The organism is Acetivibrio saccincola (genome assembly GCF_002844395.1).
GTDB lineage: Bacteria > Bacillota > Clostridia > Acetivibrionales > Acetivibrionaceae > Herbivorax > Herbivorax saccincola.
Window position 1 is genome coordinate 2,440,493 of sequence record NZ_CP025197.1, and the last position, 15,722, is coordinate 2,456,214.

10 protein-coding genes and 1 tRNA gene are annotated in these 15,722 nt (G+C 34.4%); 3 read left to right on the forward strand and 8 right to left on the reverse strand.

The annotated features are described in order from the left end of the window. The first annotated feature begins 164 nt into the window (after window positions 1-164). Both HVS_RS10985 and HVS_RS10990 read left to right on the forward strand, forming a co-directional pair. On the forward strand, window positions 165-1,076 hold the full coding sequence (locus tag HVS_RS10985) for a hypothetical protein (RefSeq protein ID WP_101302296.1): 912 nt from the start codon (window positions 165-167) through the stop codon (window positions 1,074-1,076). Window positions 1,077-1,145: 69 nt separating this feature from the next. Next, window positions 1,146-2,423: a nucleotidyltransferase gene (locus tag HVS_RS10990; RefSeq protein WP_101302298.1), complete on the forward strand. Its 1,278-nt coding sequence runs from the start codon at window positions 1,146-1,148 to the stop codon at window positions 2,421-2,423. Between the two features lie 29 nt (window positions 2,424-2,452). On the opposite strand, the gene HVS_RS10995 is transcribed toward HVS_RS10990, so the two are convergent. From HVS_RS10995 to HVS_RS11025, 7 genes are all read right to left on the reverse strand, one after another. Continuing rightward, window positions 2,453-3,163: a methyl-accepting chemotaxis protein gene (locus HVS_RS10995; RefSeq protein WP_159063449.1), complete on the reverse strand. Its 711-nt coding sequence runs from the start codon at window positions 3,161-3,163 to the stop codon at window positions 2,453-2,455. 496 nt (window positions 3,164-3,659) lie between these two features. Next, the gene (locus tag HVS_RS11000; protein ID WP_242971550.1) at window positions 3,660-5,099 is read right to left on the reverse strand and encodes an ISLre2 family transposase; all 1,440 of its coding nucleotides are present in this window, start codon (window positions 5,097-5,099) and stop codon (window positions 3,660-3,662) included. Window positions 5,100-5,210: 111 nt separating this feature from the next. Next, window positions 5,211-6,545 (reverse strand): HAMP domain-containing protein, encoded by a 1,335-nt coding sequence (locus HVS_RS11005; RefSeq protein ID WP_101302304.1) that lies wholly within the window; start codon window positions 6,543-6,545, stop codon window positions 5,211-5,213. A gap of 330 nt (window positions 6,546-6,875) precedes the next feature. Then, entirely contained in the window at window positions 6,876-8,543 is a 1,668-nt protein-coding gene (locus tag HVS_RS11010) for a ribonuclease J (RefSeq protein WP_101302306.1), read from the reverse strand. Between the two features lie 275 nt (window positions 8,544-8,818). Then, window positions 8,819-11,389, reverse strand: coding sequence for a glycoside hydrolase family 9 protein (locus HVS_RS11015; protein ID WP_101302308.1), 2,571 nt, complete (start codon window positions 11,387-11,389; stop codon window positions 8,819-8,821). 683 nt (window positions 11,390-12,072) lie between these two features. Then, window positions 12,073-13,290, reverse strand: coding sequence for a glycosyltransferase family 4 protein (locus tag HVS_RS11020; RefSeq protein WP_101302311.1), 1,218 nt, complete (start codon window positions 13,288-13,290; stop codon window positions 12,073-12,075). 231 nt (window positions 13,291-13,521) lie between these two features. After that, on the reverse strand, window positions 13,522-14,901 hold the full coding sequence (locus tag HVS_RS11025; RefSeq protein ID WP_101302313.1) for a PhoH family protein: 1,380 nt from the start codon (window positions 14,899-14,901) through the stop codon (window positions 13,522-13,524). 196 nt (window positions 14,902-15,097) lie between these two features. On the opposite strand from HVS_RS11025, the gene HVS_RS11030 reads away from it, so the two are divergent. Next, window positions 15,098-15,505, forward strand: coding sequence for a hypothetical protein (locus HVS_RS11030; protein WP_101302316.1), 408 nt, complete (start codon window positions 15,098-15,100; stop codon window positions 15,503-15,505). A gap of 115 nt (window positions 15,506-15,620) precedes the next feature. Here the strand turns inward: HVS_RS11030 and HVS_RS11035 are convergent. Further along, a tRNA-Gln gene (locus HVS_RS11035) sits at window positions 15,621-15,694 on the reverse strand. Window positions 15,695-15,722: the final 28 nt, after the last annotated feature.

Below are 15,722 nucleotides of genomic sequence, written 5' to 3' on the forward strand. Positions count from 1 at the left end.
TAAATTAGACAATATCATTTAAAATCCTCTATGTAATTTTTTCTTAAACCTTTCTATAAATAAAAAGCCATTATAATAAAATACCATCTGAAAACTTTTGTTTTTTAAAAGTTTTTTGAGAATAATATTTATAAAATATCAATAGAAATGGAGGAATGTTTTTAATGAAAAATAAAATTATTATTATCTTTGCCATAATGCTTACAGCTTTTACTGGATGCAGTGGAAATTCTGCAAACAGTCAGCAGTCAAGGCATGAGCAGATAAGTTTTGAAAAAAATATAAAGGAGGCCCCTAAAGATTTAGAAAAAATAGAAGAAAGCATTGAAAAAATATTTTTAGCATTAGAGGGTCCTGCTTCAAATGTTGAAAAGGATAAAGACACCAAAGACTTAAAAGATAAGGAGGATAAAAAGGAAGAAAAAAGTGAAAATAACCAGGATAACGGTAAAGAAGAAAAGAAGGGAGAAGGAGAAGAGGAAAAAAACAATCAGGATAAAGATGAAGATGAAAATGAAAAGAGGAAAAAAGAAGAAAGTAAAAATAATCAGCAAAATGATTGGAAAAATGCTGACAGCATAATAAATGACCTACATTACCAGTGGAACAATTTTACCTCTTCTGCCATGGAAATAAATGCACCCAGGGAACTTATTGATAATTTTAGTGTATCGCTAAACAATCTTACAAATATGATTTTAAAAAGAGACCGCCTAAATTCCCTGATGGCTGCAAATAATCTCTACTCATACATTCCAGATTTATACCTTCTCTTTGATACCCCTTACTCACCTGAAATAAAAAGACTTCGCCACTATACCAGAAGTGTAATGCTAAATGCCCTAACAGAAAATTGGGAGGATTCAGAAAAAGACCTGCAAAATCTCAAAGCTTCCTGGGCTTTTTATAAAACCTCCATACAAAAAAACCGGCCTGAAAGGACAAATAAACTTGACTACTCCATTCATGAACTTGAAATGGTTGTAAATGAAAAAAACAAATCCCTTTCCGGTATAAAGGGCAGGGTAACATTAAATAACATTGATGTTTTAGAAAAGGAGGAAAAAAGAAAATAGAAATGTTTATTTGGTTAAAAATTTGATATATAATAAGGTTACTACCCCATTAAAGAAAGGATTTTTTATATGAAAGTACTAGGGCTGGTTGTAGAATATAATCCTTTTCACAACGGGCATCTTTATCATATCAAGGAAGCAAAAAAAATCACCGGTGCCGAATATGTAGTTTGTGTAATGAGCGGCAATTTCATCCAAAGAGGGGAACCTGCAATTGTAAACAAATGGGCAAGGACAAAAATGGCCCTGCTGGGCGGTGCAGATTTGGTAATTGAACTTCCTGTACCCTATGCACTGGCCAGTGCTGAATATTTTGCTTACGGGGCTGTAAAAATATTAAATGATATTGGTATTACAGATTATTTGTGTTTTGGAAGTGAAACAGGGAAAATAAAGCCTCTTGATGACATTGCCGGCATCCTCTGTGACGAACCTTTATTATATAAATCACTTTTAAAAAATGAGCTTAAAAAAGGCTTATCTTACCCGGCGGCAAAAAACTTTGCTTTATTAAAATATTTTCACACAGAAAAAGAACTTTACAAAAACATAGATAAATTTTATAAAGGCATTGATAATTTATTGGACAAATCAAATAACATCCTTGGAATAGAGTATTTAAAAGCTTTAAAGCGTTTAAACAGTAAAATAGTACCTTTTACAATAAAAAGAATCAATAATGATTATAATACTGAAAAAATAACCGGAAGTATTTCAAGCGCCACAGCTATCAGAAAACACCTTCTAAATACACAGGACTTTTCTTTGCAGAATATTTCAGAAACATTACCAAAATCCAGCTTTAAAATACTGGATGAAGAATTTTCTAACGGCAGGGGACCTGTTTTTGCTTCTTGCTTCTACCCCGTTATTTCTGCATTAATAAGAAAAATGCCTGCAAATTACATAAAAGAAACGGCATATGTACAAGAAGGTTTGGAAAACAGAATAAAAAGAGCAGCAGATAACACCGGTACATACAATGAACTGGTAGGTAAAATATGCACAAAACGGTATACCATTACAAGAGTGCAGAGAATTCTTATGAGTATAATGATAGGAATTACTTCAAATGATATAAAAAATTTTATTCAATTTGGTCCACAATATGCCAGAATACTTGGGTTTAATGAATCCGGCAAATATTTAATGTCCCTTATTAAAAAGAAGTCCTCCATACCCTTGATTCAAAAAACCGCCAATTTTAAAAACTACTGCAACCCTCTTTTAAAAAGGATGCTTGAATTGGAAAGTATTTCGACTGATTTGTATGTATTGGGCTATAAAAACCCTGAATATAAAAAAGCCGGGCAAGAATTTACCCAAAAGATTATTAAAATTGAATAAACTAAAAATTTATGTAAATCATTTTAAAACTAATATTTAAATTTTTCTATTTCCACCATCATTTTATTTGCCAATTCAGCTAAAAAGTTTGTGGATTCTGCAATTTCCATAATAGATGCTGTTTGTTCCTCCACTGAGGCAGAAGCTTGCTGGGTTCCTGCTGCATTTTCCTGGGAAATTGCAGCTAAGTTTGAAATCACATCCATCATCTCTTCTTTTTTTCTTTCCATTTTTTCACTGGACTCATTTAATGCTTTAAGCTCCTTTTTCATTATTTCAATGGCATTAGTAATACCCTCAAATTTTTTAGATGTATTTTCAACAATTTTATTTTGTGATTCTACAATGTCCGCTGCCTGTTCAATTGAAACAACCGCCTTTTTACTTTTATCAGAAAGTTCTTGAATTATTTTTAAAATTTCATTTGTAACTTTTCCTGACTCCTCTGCCAGCCCTCTAATCTCACCGGCAACAACTGCAAACCCTTTTCCTGCCTCCCCTGCCCTGGCAGCTTCTATAGAAGCATTTAATGCAAGCATGTTAGTCTGGGCTGCAATATCCTTTAGCATTTCACCGGCCTTTTCAATCTTATTTGCGCTTTCATTTGTCTCAAAAACAACGCTGTTTATCCTTTCACTTGCCTTGCTGTTTTCAGCTGTCTTTTCCACCAGATGTCCTAATACATAAATCCCCTCATTTTTAAGAATGTCAACATTCTCTATGGCATCAGATAGCGTCAATTTATTGTAGGAAAAAGAAAAGTAGATGGCATCCCATTTTTTATTTGTGCAACTATTTCAAATAACGGTCTCTTAGTAACGAAAGTGTTTTACATCATTTTGAGCCTTATTTTCTTTTATAACTCCTCTAACTTATTCTCTATTATACCATATAACTCTTTCTTCCTATAAAGAATCCATTTTACTCAATGATTGTCACAAATCAGTACATTTTGTTATCTATGTTCCTTCACATTTTAACGCTACTTTTAAAAGAAAAAAGTATTTCTATTGTACCATTTTCCATTTTGTCAAGGCTAAAACAAGCGGGCAAAGCCCGGCCTTGACAAGTAGTAGGGCTTCGCGGGTCATGGTACTAAAGTTTTGCTTTTTTCTTTTCTTTTTCTTTTTTTATGTTTTTTCTTTTTCTTTGTCTTTTTTTAGATATGTATAATTCCTATTGGATAGGCTTACTTGTAAACTTTCCCGTAATTTTTGCTTTATTATTACCTCATCCCTATCCGCATATACCTATAATACGCCTTAATTCTTTATATAAACCAGTTTTACACCCCTTATGAATAACAGTTAAATTACTATTCCATACACTCTCATACCTGTTTGATGACTTCTTTAATTCCTTAATTAATTTTTCCTGAATTTCTTGCCTACTAGCTGCTAACTTTTTTTGTTTTTGTGCCATAACTATGTCATATACCTTACCGCCATTCTTCTTGTATATTATCAGCTTTGACATCTTTTCTACACCTTTTCTCGACCAGCCTTTAGGTCTTGAACTTAAACGGGATGAAAATACATGACTCACATGACCTTCAGCACTACAACCCACTATTCCTCTGTTTGACCTTATTTCTATACCATCCCAATTATTTAAAATATATCGCTTTGCATTTTTTATAGCCTTTATTTTACTTTCATTATCGCCTGTCTTTTCAATTATCTTTTTAAAAACCTTTGTTAGCATTTTTTTATCAGATAAATTCAAAGCCTCCTGTAAATCTTGGCTTATTGCTTCATCATTTAAATGTGTGGTCGCAACTCTTACGTATTTTTGAAGATGGTATCTATCAAGTACAAATTTACTTTTTGAAAGACAGTTAACTCCTTGCCTTATCCATGACGCCCCATCTCCTGATATATACACCGTCTCTAAAAAATCAACGTCATATTGTTTATATATGTATTCCGATACTTCAAGCCACAAATCTTCTGAATTCTTATACACTCCCCCAAAATATCGAACATTCTTTAATACTTTTCTCTTCTTATTACTTTTTTCAAAGTCAATTCCCTCATGCACATATACAAGTTTTGGCATAATTGTATTTCTCTTGCCCTTCTCATTCTGTCTCAATATACTTTTTTGTTGTAATGCTACATGGTCCTCATCGGCCTCAACATACAATATTTTTACTTCTCTCTTTTTATCTACTTTTATTTCAGGCTCAACTATTTCAATATTATGTATTTTATTCATCACTGCTTGTTTGCTGATTTCATCAATATATGTCGCCTTTTCTCCTGCCTTTCTGTAGCTGCTGTCAGCTGCTTCATCTATTGCATTAATTACAACATCGGCACTTACTCTGTCATGTGGTTCTACACCTACAATCCTGTCGACTAGGTGTTGTCTATTACCATTTTCCTTATGCTTAAAATATGTCCTGTTATAACTTAGTGTTCCAAATGTCGTTAAAATAGCTGTTTTATCTTTTCTTATAATTTCCCAATACTGTTTCCTTATTTCACAGTTACGGAAATATTCATCCATATCTTCAAGCACTTCTTTAAGTATATCGCGTCCAAGTTTAAATAAATCTTCTTTTAGACCAAGAACAAGATCAGCTAAGTCTTTTCCTTCTTCAATAAAATTTTTTATCTTTTTTTCAATTCTTTTTACCCCAAATTCATTAAAATGTTGTATACTATTATACATAGAAGATGTCATCCTTTCTATTTATTATTTTTGCTTAATTAATATCTTAACAGGATGTCATCTTCTTTTCAATTATATATGGTATTTTATGTCTCATTCCCTACAATAACTTTACGCTAACATGGCATCATTTAAATTATTTCTTATGGTATGGGTATCTTCTATATAACTCCCTATTTCTGAAATGCTACCCACACCTTGTTCATTTTCTTTTGCCTGATTGGTGGCTCCTCTTGCAATCTCTTCTATTGTTTTTGCTATTTCTCCGGCTGCTAAAGATAATTGCTGACTGTTGGATGACAATTCTTCTGAAGAAGAAGTAAGCCTGTCAGACATCTCTGAAATGCTTTTAATAAGTGTCATAAGATTATTTTGCATCTTTAACACTGACCTTGTTATTATCCCTATTTCATCGGACCTGTTTACATATTTCATAGCTTTATGATTTTCATCAAATGTAAGGTCATATTCAGACATTCTTTTAATTATATCAACTAAATATTTTATTGGATTTGAAATTGTCCTGGTCAATGCTATAGAAGCTGTCATACCTAAAATGAACACAATTAAAAAAATTAGCAATATTATTCTTTTTAAATATGTAACACTGTGCAAAACCTCTTTTTTGTCTGCCGCAACCCCTAGAACCCAGTTGGAATTTGGAATTTTTGCTATGGCAGTTATATATTCCTTTCCTAAAAATTCATGATTTGCCAAGCCGCTGTTTCCAATACCTATATTATTAACAACCTCACCTAAGCTTTTTAGACTTCCCCCTTCTTCAATGTCTTCAAATATATTCTTTTGCTCCATTACAAATTCCCTGTCAGGATGAGAATAAAAGGTGCCGTCAGGTCCTAATACAAAAGCAAATCCCATGTCGCCTAATCCCATCTCATCTGTAATATCGTTTAATATAGCTCCGTCCTTTCTTCCAATTAAAACAGCCTCCACCTTTCCATCAACTTCTATTGGAGCAGCGAACATAACCACTACACTGTTTGTTATCCTGCTTATTAACGGATTAGAAATATTCGCTTCTCCCTGAAAGGCTTTTTTTACATATTCCCTGTCCCCCACCTGTGCTGTTTCTTTACCTAAAACATAATGTGCCGTCCCGTCAGGCATTACCACTGCCAAATCCAAATAACCTAACCTCTCCACATCTTCCCGTAATGATTCTTTTTGAATTCTTAAGTCCATTGTCTTTGTCCTGTATCTGTTTGCAACTTCATACAAAGCAGCCAGATTAACATTTATACGCGTTTCAATGTGGCTGGCACCTTCATTTGCATATTGAAGCATTGCCTGTTCCACCTCTTTTACAATAGCTGTGGAAGACACTTTAATGGAAATTAATCCAATGGACAAAGATACAAGTAATACAAGGATACCTACAAAAATAGTAATTCTCTTAGATAAATCTAATGATAGATTTAATTTCATTCATTGCACCTTCTTTACATTTTAATCTACATCCATAACCCCGCTATTTAATTTATCATTACCTGGATTACCACTTGGATTCTTTAGAATTGATAAATAATTTTGCCAAATGTATAAGTTTGTGTTTAAAATATATTCTACATTTTAGACAAAAATCCTTCTGCTTATTATTCTCGTTTTTGTGGTTTTTTGACTGTTTCTTAACTAAAATTAAATAAAAAAGCTTCAGACAGCAGCCTTTCCCGCCACCTGAAGCTTATTCTTGTTTATTTATATTTATTTTTTTCTCTGTTAAATTATTTTTGCACTTCAATCATTACACTAAATCTGCTACACTTCCATGATTATAGGAAGAATCATAGGCCGTCTTTTGGTTTTTTCATATAAATAATCCCTCAATGCATCTCTTATAATGCTCTTTTTTGTTGCCCAATCGCTTTTTTTCCTTTCATCACACTTTAACAATGCTCTTCTGGAAATCTCCCGGATTTCCTCCATAAGGTCCTCCGACTCTCTCACATAGACAAAACCCCTGGAGATAACGTCCGGACCTGCAACCAATTCCCCGGTACTGCTTTCAATTGATATTACAACCACAATCAATCCATCCTGTGAAAGATGTTTTCTGTCACGAAGAACAATGTTCCCAACATCCCCAACTCCTAACCCGTCAACTAAAACCCTTCCGGAAGGAACACTGCCGTTTAATTTTGCTACACCATCGGTTATTTCTAATACATTGCCTATGTCCATTATAAAAATATTTTCTTTTGGCATGCCCAGTTCGTGGGCAAGGTTCCCATGTTGTTTTAAATGCCTGTACTCCCCATGCACCGGGATGAAGTACTTAGGCTTTATAAGGCTGTGAATAAGCTTTAATTCTTCCTGGCAGGCATGTCCGGACACATGTATATCTGCCAGGGCTTCATATATCACCTTAGCACCTTTTTTAAACAAGTCATTTACAACCCTTGAAACAAATTTTTCATTTCCCGGTATAGGGGTTGCTGAAATAATAACCTGGTCCCCGGCTACAATTTCAACTTTTCTATGCTCACCTGCTGCCATCCTTGACAGTGCTGACATGGGTTCACCCTGGCTTCCGGTTGTAATGATAACTAATTTTTCCGGTGGATATTTATTAATATTGTCAATATCAATAATCACGCCCTCCGGAACATTCATATACCCAAGTTCCATTGCTACATTTACCACATTAACCATGCTTCTGCCGCAGATGGCAACTTTTCTTTTAAACTTTACTGCAGCATTTATTATTTGCTGTACCCTGTGTACATTAGAAGCAAAGGTAGCAACCAATATCCTGCTTTTGCTGTTCATAAAAATTTCATCCAAAGTCTGCCCTACTGTCCGCTCAGACATGGTATACCCTTCTCTTTCCACATTTGTACTGTCTGCCATAAGGAGCAAAACCCCTTTTTTGCCTAACTCCGCCAACCTTGCCAAATCAATAGGTTCACCTTCTATAGGCGTATAGTCCACTTTAAAGTCCCCGGTATGCACAATAACACCTTCAGGGGTAAATATTGCAAGAGCCACAGAGTCTGCAATGCTATGACTTGACCTTATAAATTCCACCTTAAAACATCCCAATTGAATCACATCTGACTGCTTTACGGTTTTAAGCTTTACACTTCCTAATAATCCATGCTCCTCAAGTTTTTGTTCAACCAAACCTAATGTTAATTTAGTACCATACAAAGGCACATTTAAATCTTTGAGTATATAAGGCAGTGCCCCTATATGGTCCTCATGACCATGGGTTAAAACAAATCCTTTTACTTTTTCCTTATTCTTGGTTAAATAAGTTACATCAGGTATCACCAAATCAATACCCAGCATATCATCTTCGGGAAATGCTATTCCACAGTCCACAATAATGATATCTTCCCCATATTCAAACACAGTGATGTTTTTTCCGATTTCACCTAAACCGCCCAGGGGAATAATCCTTAGTTTTTTCTTTTTCCTTGCCACAACTAAACCTCCATTTTATTTTATATATGTATTAAAGCGAGACTTTTTAAAAAGTCCGGTATATAATTCTCACAAAATAATTAATAACCTTATTATTATAGCATATTTCTAATAAATATAAACAATTATTTGCTTATATTGTGTATATAAACTATATGTAATGCATGTGTTCTTAGCATTTCCCTATATTATAAATAAAAATACCTAAAAAAAGAGGATGGCAGCTGCCATTCCTCTTTTTTACTTTACCCATGTATTAATCTATATAACTTTTTTTAGTCTTTTATAAAACTAATTTCTAGTATGTGTCTGGATAATAGTGAGTAGTCTATTGTGTCAATGATTCCATCTCCATTTATGTCTGCTGCTTTTCTGTCTGCATTTACATTTATTTCAAGTATTAGTCTTGACATTAATGTAGCGTCCATTGAGTTTCTGTCCCCGTCTCCGTTAAGGTCACCTAGAAGTACACCACTACCTGGACCACCTGGATGACCATTATCGGATAATTCTGTTAAGTAACCTGTTACCCAAGCTAAAGGAGCGTTCCAGTTAATTGTAACTTCGTTTGTTGACCAGGACTCAATATTGTCTAAGAAGCATTTTTGTGGTGGGAATCCACCTGGCTTCCAACCCATACCTTTAACCCATGGGTCTTGTAATCCTGAGTTAGGTCCGCCTGACAACCATCCTGGAGGTGCCTTAGGGAACTTAGGATCCAGCTGGTACGCAAACCATCTGTGGTGAGGATTTTCTAGTGGCACAGAACCATAACCTGATACATAGCACTGGTTATTAGGGTTGCGTCCCATTATGTAGTCCATAGCTGTTGTCAATGCGTTATAGTATTTACCCTCTCCAGATATATCATAAGCATATGCAAATACTATACACTGGTTCACTACAAATGAGTTTGAACCCCATGGATAACCAACTAAGCTTGGATCATCAAGAAGTATAGGTCTTTGCTCTATAGTAATTCCATAACCTTGCTTTTCCTGAATAGCAATCCATGCATCTGCAGCTTTCTTAATGTTGTTCTTTAAAGTAGTTCTTTCACTTGATGACAATACATCTTCGTTAAGAAGAAGTGATATTGTTCCTAGTCCTTGTGTGTTACCCCAGTCAAAAGCTCCTACAAAACCATGTTTTGCTTCTCCACCTGTTAATTCAACAGGCATTTCTAAGAAATGACTTGATTTCTTAATATAATCATAATATTGTGACTTACCGGTAGTTATATATAATTCACATGCTGCCCAGTAGAATTCATCTTCTACATAGTCGTCACCATAAGGTCCTCCACCCATAGTTGATATAAAAGGAGCATAAATTGCAGGGTTCTTAACTGCTGCTTCCCATGCTACTTCTGCAGCGCTTATAAGCTCATTTGCAAATGATGGATCTATGTCTTTATACAGACGTGAACCCATTGCAGCACATGCAGCCATATTCAATGTTGCAGCTGTTGTTGGTGGCTTTAATACACGTTCTCTATCAGCATCGTCAGCAGGTGATAATCCTAAAGCTGTCCAACGGTCATCATGAACTTTGTGGTGAACCATACCTGCTCTCTTACCTCTGTCAGTCTGCATTTTTAACATAAATTCTAACTCCGGACGAACTTCATCAAGTATGTCAGGTATTCTGTTGCCGCTTTCAGGAATGTTCATTGTGTTGTCTCCGTAGTATTTATCCGCTGTACCCTTTGCTAGAGCACGCTCATACATGTTCAAAAGTGTCCATGCTGATATACCACCGTTAACAACGTACCTTCCGTAGTCACCTGCATCATACCATCCGCCGGTAACATCAAGGGAATAAGTTTCTCCATATCTGTCACTTGACTCAGCAAATTCAACACATTTTGCAACGTCCCTAGTATGTCCTGCCGGACGCGCAAAGCTTGGATCATGTGAGTAAGCTGCTTCTATTGGCTGTGCAGATCTGTTGTAGTAGAAATACTTTAATGCGTCATACATTAGGTCGCTGTAAATATCTTTTGATATCTTAAACTCATAACTGGTTTCTCCGCCAGCTTCTAAGTAGTAAGTTCCTTCTTGTGTAAAGTCTGAGAAGTCAATTAACTGAACAGTATCCCCTGAGTCTTTATCTAAACCAAATGATTTAGTGCTTCCGCTTTTAACTGTTCTTCCGCTGCTGTCTTTTAATTCCCATGTGCTTGCAGAACCTATTAAAGTAGCAACTTTTTTAGCATCTGGATAATAACCCACCTGATTTACGCGGATTTGTTTTCTTGGTGTTGGTGGAGGTGTTGGTGGAGGTACATAACCATTACCCTGTAACCTTACCTCTTTAAATCTTATAGTTGTACCTGCCTTAACAGTAGCCTTATCATACTGTGTGCCTTCACCGTCACCAAGGTGGAAAGCCCACTCTGCTATAGGATTATTAGCATTACCTGTAAACTGTGCCTCATGAGTATACCACTGGTTTGCTCTTAATTCATGAGAATTCCAGTTGTTATTCCAGTACTCAGTGTATGGCTCGTCCATTTCGCCTATTTTTGAATAGATTTTACAGTTTTTATCAGCCTGTACTGTAAATGATACTCTGTACTGCATTCCTGATTCAATAGGAATTTTTCTGTGCCTAAATTGAATACCCCATTGAGCCTCTCCCGGATCAATTATATTTATTACGTACTCGCCATCTAAAATGTCAAATTCTGCCTTTGCTGGATAGTCCTCAACAACGTGCCAAGGAAGACCCACGCCCCCTTTGAAGTTTGTGTTGGTAACAATGTCTGTCCATGCAAAAGTAACTACTTGGGTAGCTAACATTGCAAAAATGAGGACAGTTACCAATGTTAATCTTTTTAACATTCCTTTTTCCTCCTTTATAGATAAAATTTAATATATAAATTTACACAAATATAAAGACCCTAAAAGAAATATATCTCCTTCCCATTAGTACGCATTACATACTTAATTGCATATTTAGACACTATAAAATAACAGTACTTTTATAGATTATGTGTCTAAAGCTTATGTTTATCTGAAAATAATTCTTAAATAAGTACCATATAATTAATTACAAAGGTAACATTAGTGCTTTTGGAATATAAAGAACTGATTATAAGATAAAAAAGGTTAGGTTTGAATTACTGGATTTTTTGTTAAAGAATCGCAGGAAAATTGTATTGGTGTACAAAAATATAAAGTGCTGCGCATAATCTAAAACAACCACGTCTAATAGGAACTTGATATATTTACTTTTCAAGGTTCTCTTATATTTGGTAAACTTAATTCACCAACAATCTATTAAAATGATATTTTCAATACAGGGGAAAAGAAATACCTTCCCGGCAAACATATACCCATAAATCTAAATTAGAATCCCAACTTCCAAATTAGAATTTTATAGAATTTTTATATCTTTATGCATATATATTTATATTTTTATACATATATATAATAATAAAAATATTTAATTTAATCAACTGCATTCAATTTAATTTTACCTAATATAATTAAAAAGGTCAACATTATATATGAAAAAACTATAATTAATCTAATTTGTTTTTCATTATAGACATACTCCAATTAGCCTTTTTACTTTCATTTATAATGTTCTTATATACTTCTATGGTTTTATCTGTAATAACCTTCCAGTTGTAAATGCTGTGAACTTTCTTTAATGCATTTTCTTTCATTTTTTCCGCTTTATCGGGTTTGTGAAGAATCTCCAGTATGCTGTCTGCAAGGGAATTTGCATTTCCTGTATATGATTTCATCCCATCCACCCCGTGTTCCACTATACCGCTTAAGCCTCCGGTATCCGAAACAACAACCGGGACATTTGCAACCATCCCTTCTAATGCCACTATTCCAAAAGGCTCGTAAAGGCTTGGAAAAACTGCAACATCAGCGCATTTATATATTTTTGAAAGTTCTTCATCGCTTACATAACCTGTAAAGTATACTTTATGGGATACTCCCATATAATTTGCTTTGGCTTTTAAATGTTCAAGCTGCGGTCCTTTACCTGCTATGACAAATTTAGCATCATTGTAATATTGTAAAACTTTAGGAACAGAATCAATTAAAACATGTACACCTTTCTCATTAACAAGCCTGCCTACAAAAAATATAATTTTTTCATTATCCCTGGCATATTTTCTTCTAAAATCCATGTCCTTTTCATATCCATCAAATTTATCCAAATCAACTCCATTTGGAATTATGTCTATTTTGTCTTCAGGCACCTGGAAGACATGCTTTACTTCTTCCTTCATATACTCACTGTTTACAATAATTCTCCATGATTCATAAGCCATCCACCATTCAACACTGTTTATATATCTCTGGGTATCATCATGTATTCCGCAATTTCTGCCATACTCAGTTGCATGGATGGTAGAAATAAGGGGAATAAAATAAGAATGTTTTAAAACCCTTGCTGCAAATGCAACTATCCAGTCATGAGCATGAATAATATCAAATTTTCCAGTTTCATTTATAAGCTTTATACTATGTTCTAATAAAGAAAAATTTAATTGTAGCACCCAGTCAACAAAATTATTAGGTGTAACGTCATAAGAATGAACCCTGTGGATATATACATCTTTGTCTTTTTCAAATTCCTTTGTTCCCATTTCCCAACAGGTAATAACATGAACTTCATTTCCTCTCTCACCCAGTTTCTGGGCTAATCCATGCACAACCCTTGATATACCTCCCACAATCCTGGGTGGATACTCCCATGATAGCATTAAAACTCTCATACCATTCTCCTCCATATTCTCCTCCAAACCCTGCCAAACCTCCCCTTTTTGCTATACAAAATATTATAATTGTATTTTATAAAATCTATTATTTTAAATGCTCTTACTCATTATTATACTCAATATTTGTTTATATTATTGAGAAACAGTAAAAGAAAAAGTAAAAATTTTTTACCAAAGATATTCACAAGTCTTTTATAATTCTTCAAATCTAAAAAAAATCCTCCTTAATTACAACATGCGTCTTGCACTTTCATATGCCAGTTCTGAGCGTTCACATTCTTCATCAAAAAGAGTTAACTGATAGCACAAGTGACTTCCTTTCATTCTCTCAGAAGCATAACATAATCCATTGGTGCGGATATCCAGAAAAGGCTGGTCAATTTGTTCCGGATCACCTATTAGTATTATTTTTGTGCCGGCTCCTGCCCTGGTTATAATTCCCTTAACCTGTTTTGGCGTCAAATTCTGTGCCTCATCAATTATAACCCATTGCTTTACTATGGATCTTCCCCTTATAAAGGCAATTGCTTCAGCAGTAATTATTTTCCTGTCAAAAAGTTCATCAATTTTGTCTTTTAGTTCCTTTTCACTGGAATATCTCTCATTTTCATCATTATCAATCAAAACTTCCAAATTATCAATGACAGGTCTTAAATACGGAGCTATCTTTTCCTGCTCTGTCCCGGGAAGAAATCCTATATCCTCATCCAGCTTTACATTAGGTCTGCATACTAAAATTTTCCTGTACATTTTATTTTGCTCAACCATAATTTTATGCAAGCCCACAGCTAATGAGTAAAAAGTTTTAGCCGTTCCTGCAGGACCTTTAATAATGACAAGGGGGGCTTTGTCGGCATCCGTCATAAGTGCTTCCTGCATAAATTTTTGTCCAGCATTCCTGGGGCATACGCCAAATGGTCTTTCCTTCAAAAAAGCCAGTGGGACTATATTTTTACCGTCATAGCGTCCTAATGCAGTTTGTTTTTCATTTGTCTCTGAGTGTATCAACAAAAATTCATTTACAGTTAACTCCGGGATAACCTTCTCTGTATAGCCGGAGGTATAGACATAGATATCATCTTTGTTCATATATCCTTTAGAATAGAAATCATCAAGTTTTTCCTTGGTGGTATATACTTCCTGTCTGCCTCTGTACTGCTTCTCATACTCCGGAACTTGTTCTGCAAAAAAGTCCTGGGCAGTAATTCCCAATATATCCGCCTTTATTCTTACAAATATGTCTTTAGTAACCAAAAAGACATTTTCCTTATCCTCCTGCAGCCCCTTACACAGCTTTAATATTCTGTTGTCATTATTTGAATCATCCCAACTATCAGGTATTTTTACATTTCTATAATTAAGCTCAATCCTTAATGTGCCTCCGTTTTCTAATTTTACACCTTTATTTAAGTTCCCCTTTTCCCTCAAATCATCTAATATTCTTGCAGCATGACGGGCATTTGCTCCAAGTTCTGTATTTTCCTTTTTAAATTTGTCCAACTCTTCCAGTACTACCTCCGGTATAACTATTGTATTGTCTCCAAAAGAATACAGTGCATAAGGCGTTTGCAAAAGTACATTGGTATCAAGAACAAAAGTTTTTTTCAACTGCAACCTCTCCCATCTTAATTATTTTGTAAAGTAAGTTTTTGTATAAAGGGATTAACAAATAACTTCCAAAACGGAAATAATATTATTATATCATAATATGAATATCGGTAGAATAATTCTATTTTTTTAAAAATATATATCCTTGAATAATTACAATTCATAAAGTAAAATAAATATATCAATTTATGTAAAGGTGGCGATTAACATTTATATTTCACCGGCAATTGTAAACATCCTTATATTTAGTGAAATAACCAGACTTCAGGGGCGGAGTTTGCTTTTTAACCCGTTCTTAAAGGCACCTCCTGCACCTTTAACATTTGTTACATACACCACTGTGGCAAATGTACCAAATGGTATAAATAATTTTAAATTCAGGCTTACCAACCCAAATAACGAAAAAATACACGAGACAGGTTTAAGCGCTGTTGAAGTAAAAAACAATTGTTTTTCAAACATACTTATTTGGAAAAATGTTCACTTTAAAACAAAGGGTGAACATACTATAACACTGTACCTTTCTACTGAATCGGGCTTTGAACCTGCAGGAAGTGCCGTATTATTTATTGATGATATTCCTTTAAACCCTCATGATATGTAAACTTTTGCTTTGGACATGCATAAAATTATCATGCCATAACTTTTTATAATATTTAAAAAAGATTTAAAATTCAAAAAAGCTTTAAAACTCGTAACAAGTTTTAAAGCTTTTTTCATGGCTGCGGGAGAAGGATTCGAACCCTCACAAAATGATCCAGAGTCATTCGTGCTACCATTACACAATCCCGCAATCTTCTTTTAACGAGAAGATTATAACA

Excerpts from the sequence above, each read along its gene's own strand:
- HVS_RS10985 (WP_101302296.1), top strand. The coding sequence starts at position 165 with ATGAAAAATAAAATTATTATTATCTTTGCCATAATGCTTACAGCTTTT.
- HVS_RS10990 (WP_101302298.1), top strand. The coding sequence starts at position 1,146 with ATGAAAGTACTAGGGCTGGTTGTAGAATATAATCCTTTTCACAACGGG.
- HVS_RS11000 (WP_242971550.1), bottom strand. The coding sequence starts at position 5,099 with ATGTATAATAGTATACAACATTTTAATGAATTTGGGGTAAAAAGAATT.
- HVS_RS11005 (WP_101302304.1), bottom strand. The coding sequence starts at position 6,545 with ATGAAATTAAATCTATCATTAGATTTATCTAAGAGAATTACTATTTTT.
- HVS_RS11015 (WP_101302308.1), bottom strand. The coding sequence starts at position 11,389 with ATGTTAAAAAGATTAACATTGGTAACTGTCCTCATTTTTGCAATGTTA.
- HVS_RS11020 (WP_101302311.1), bottom strand. The coding sequence starts at position 13,290 with ATGAGAGTTTTAATGCTATCATGGGAGTATCCACCCAGGATTGTGGGA.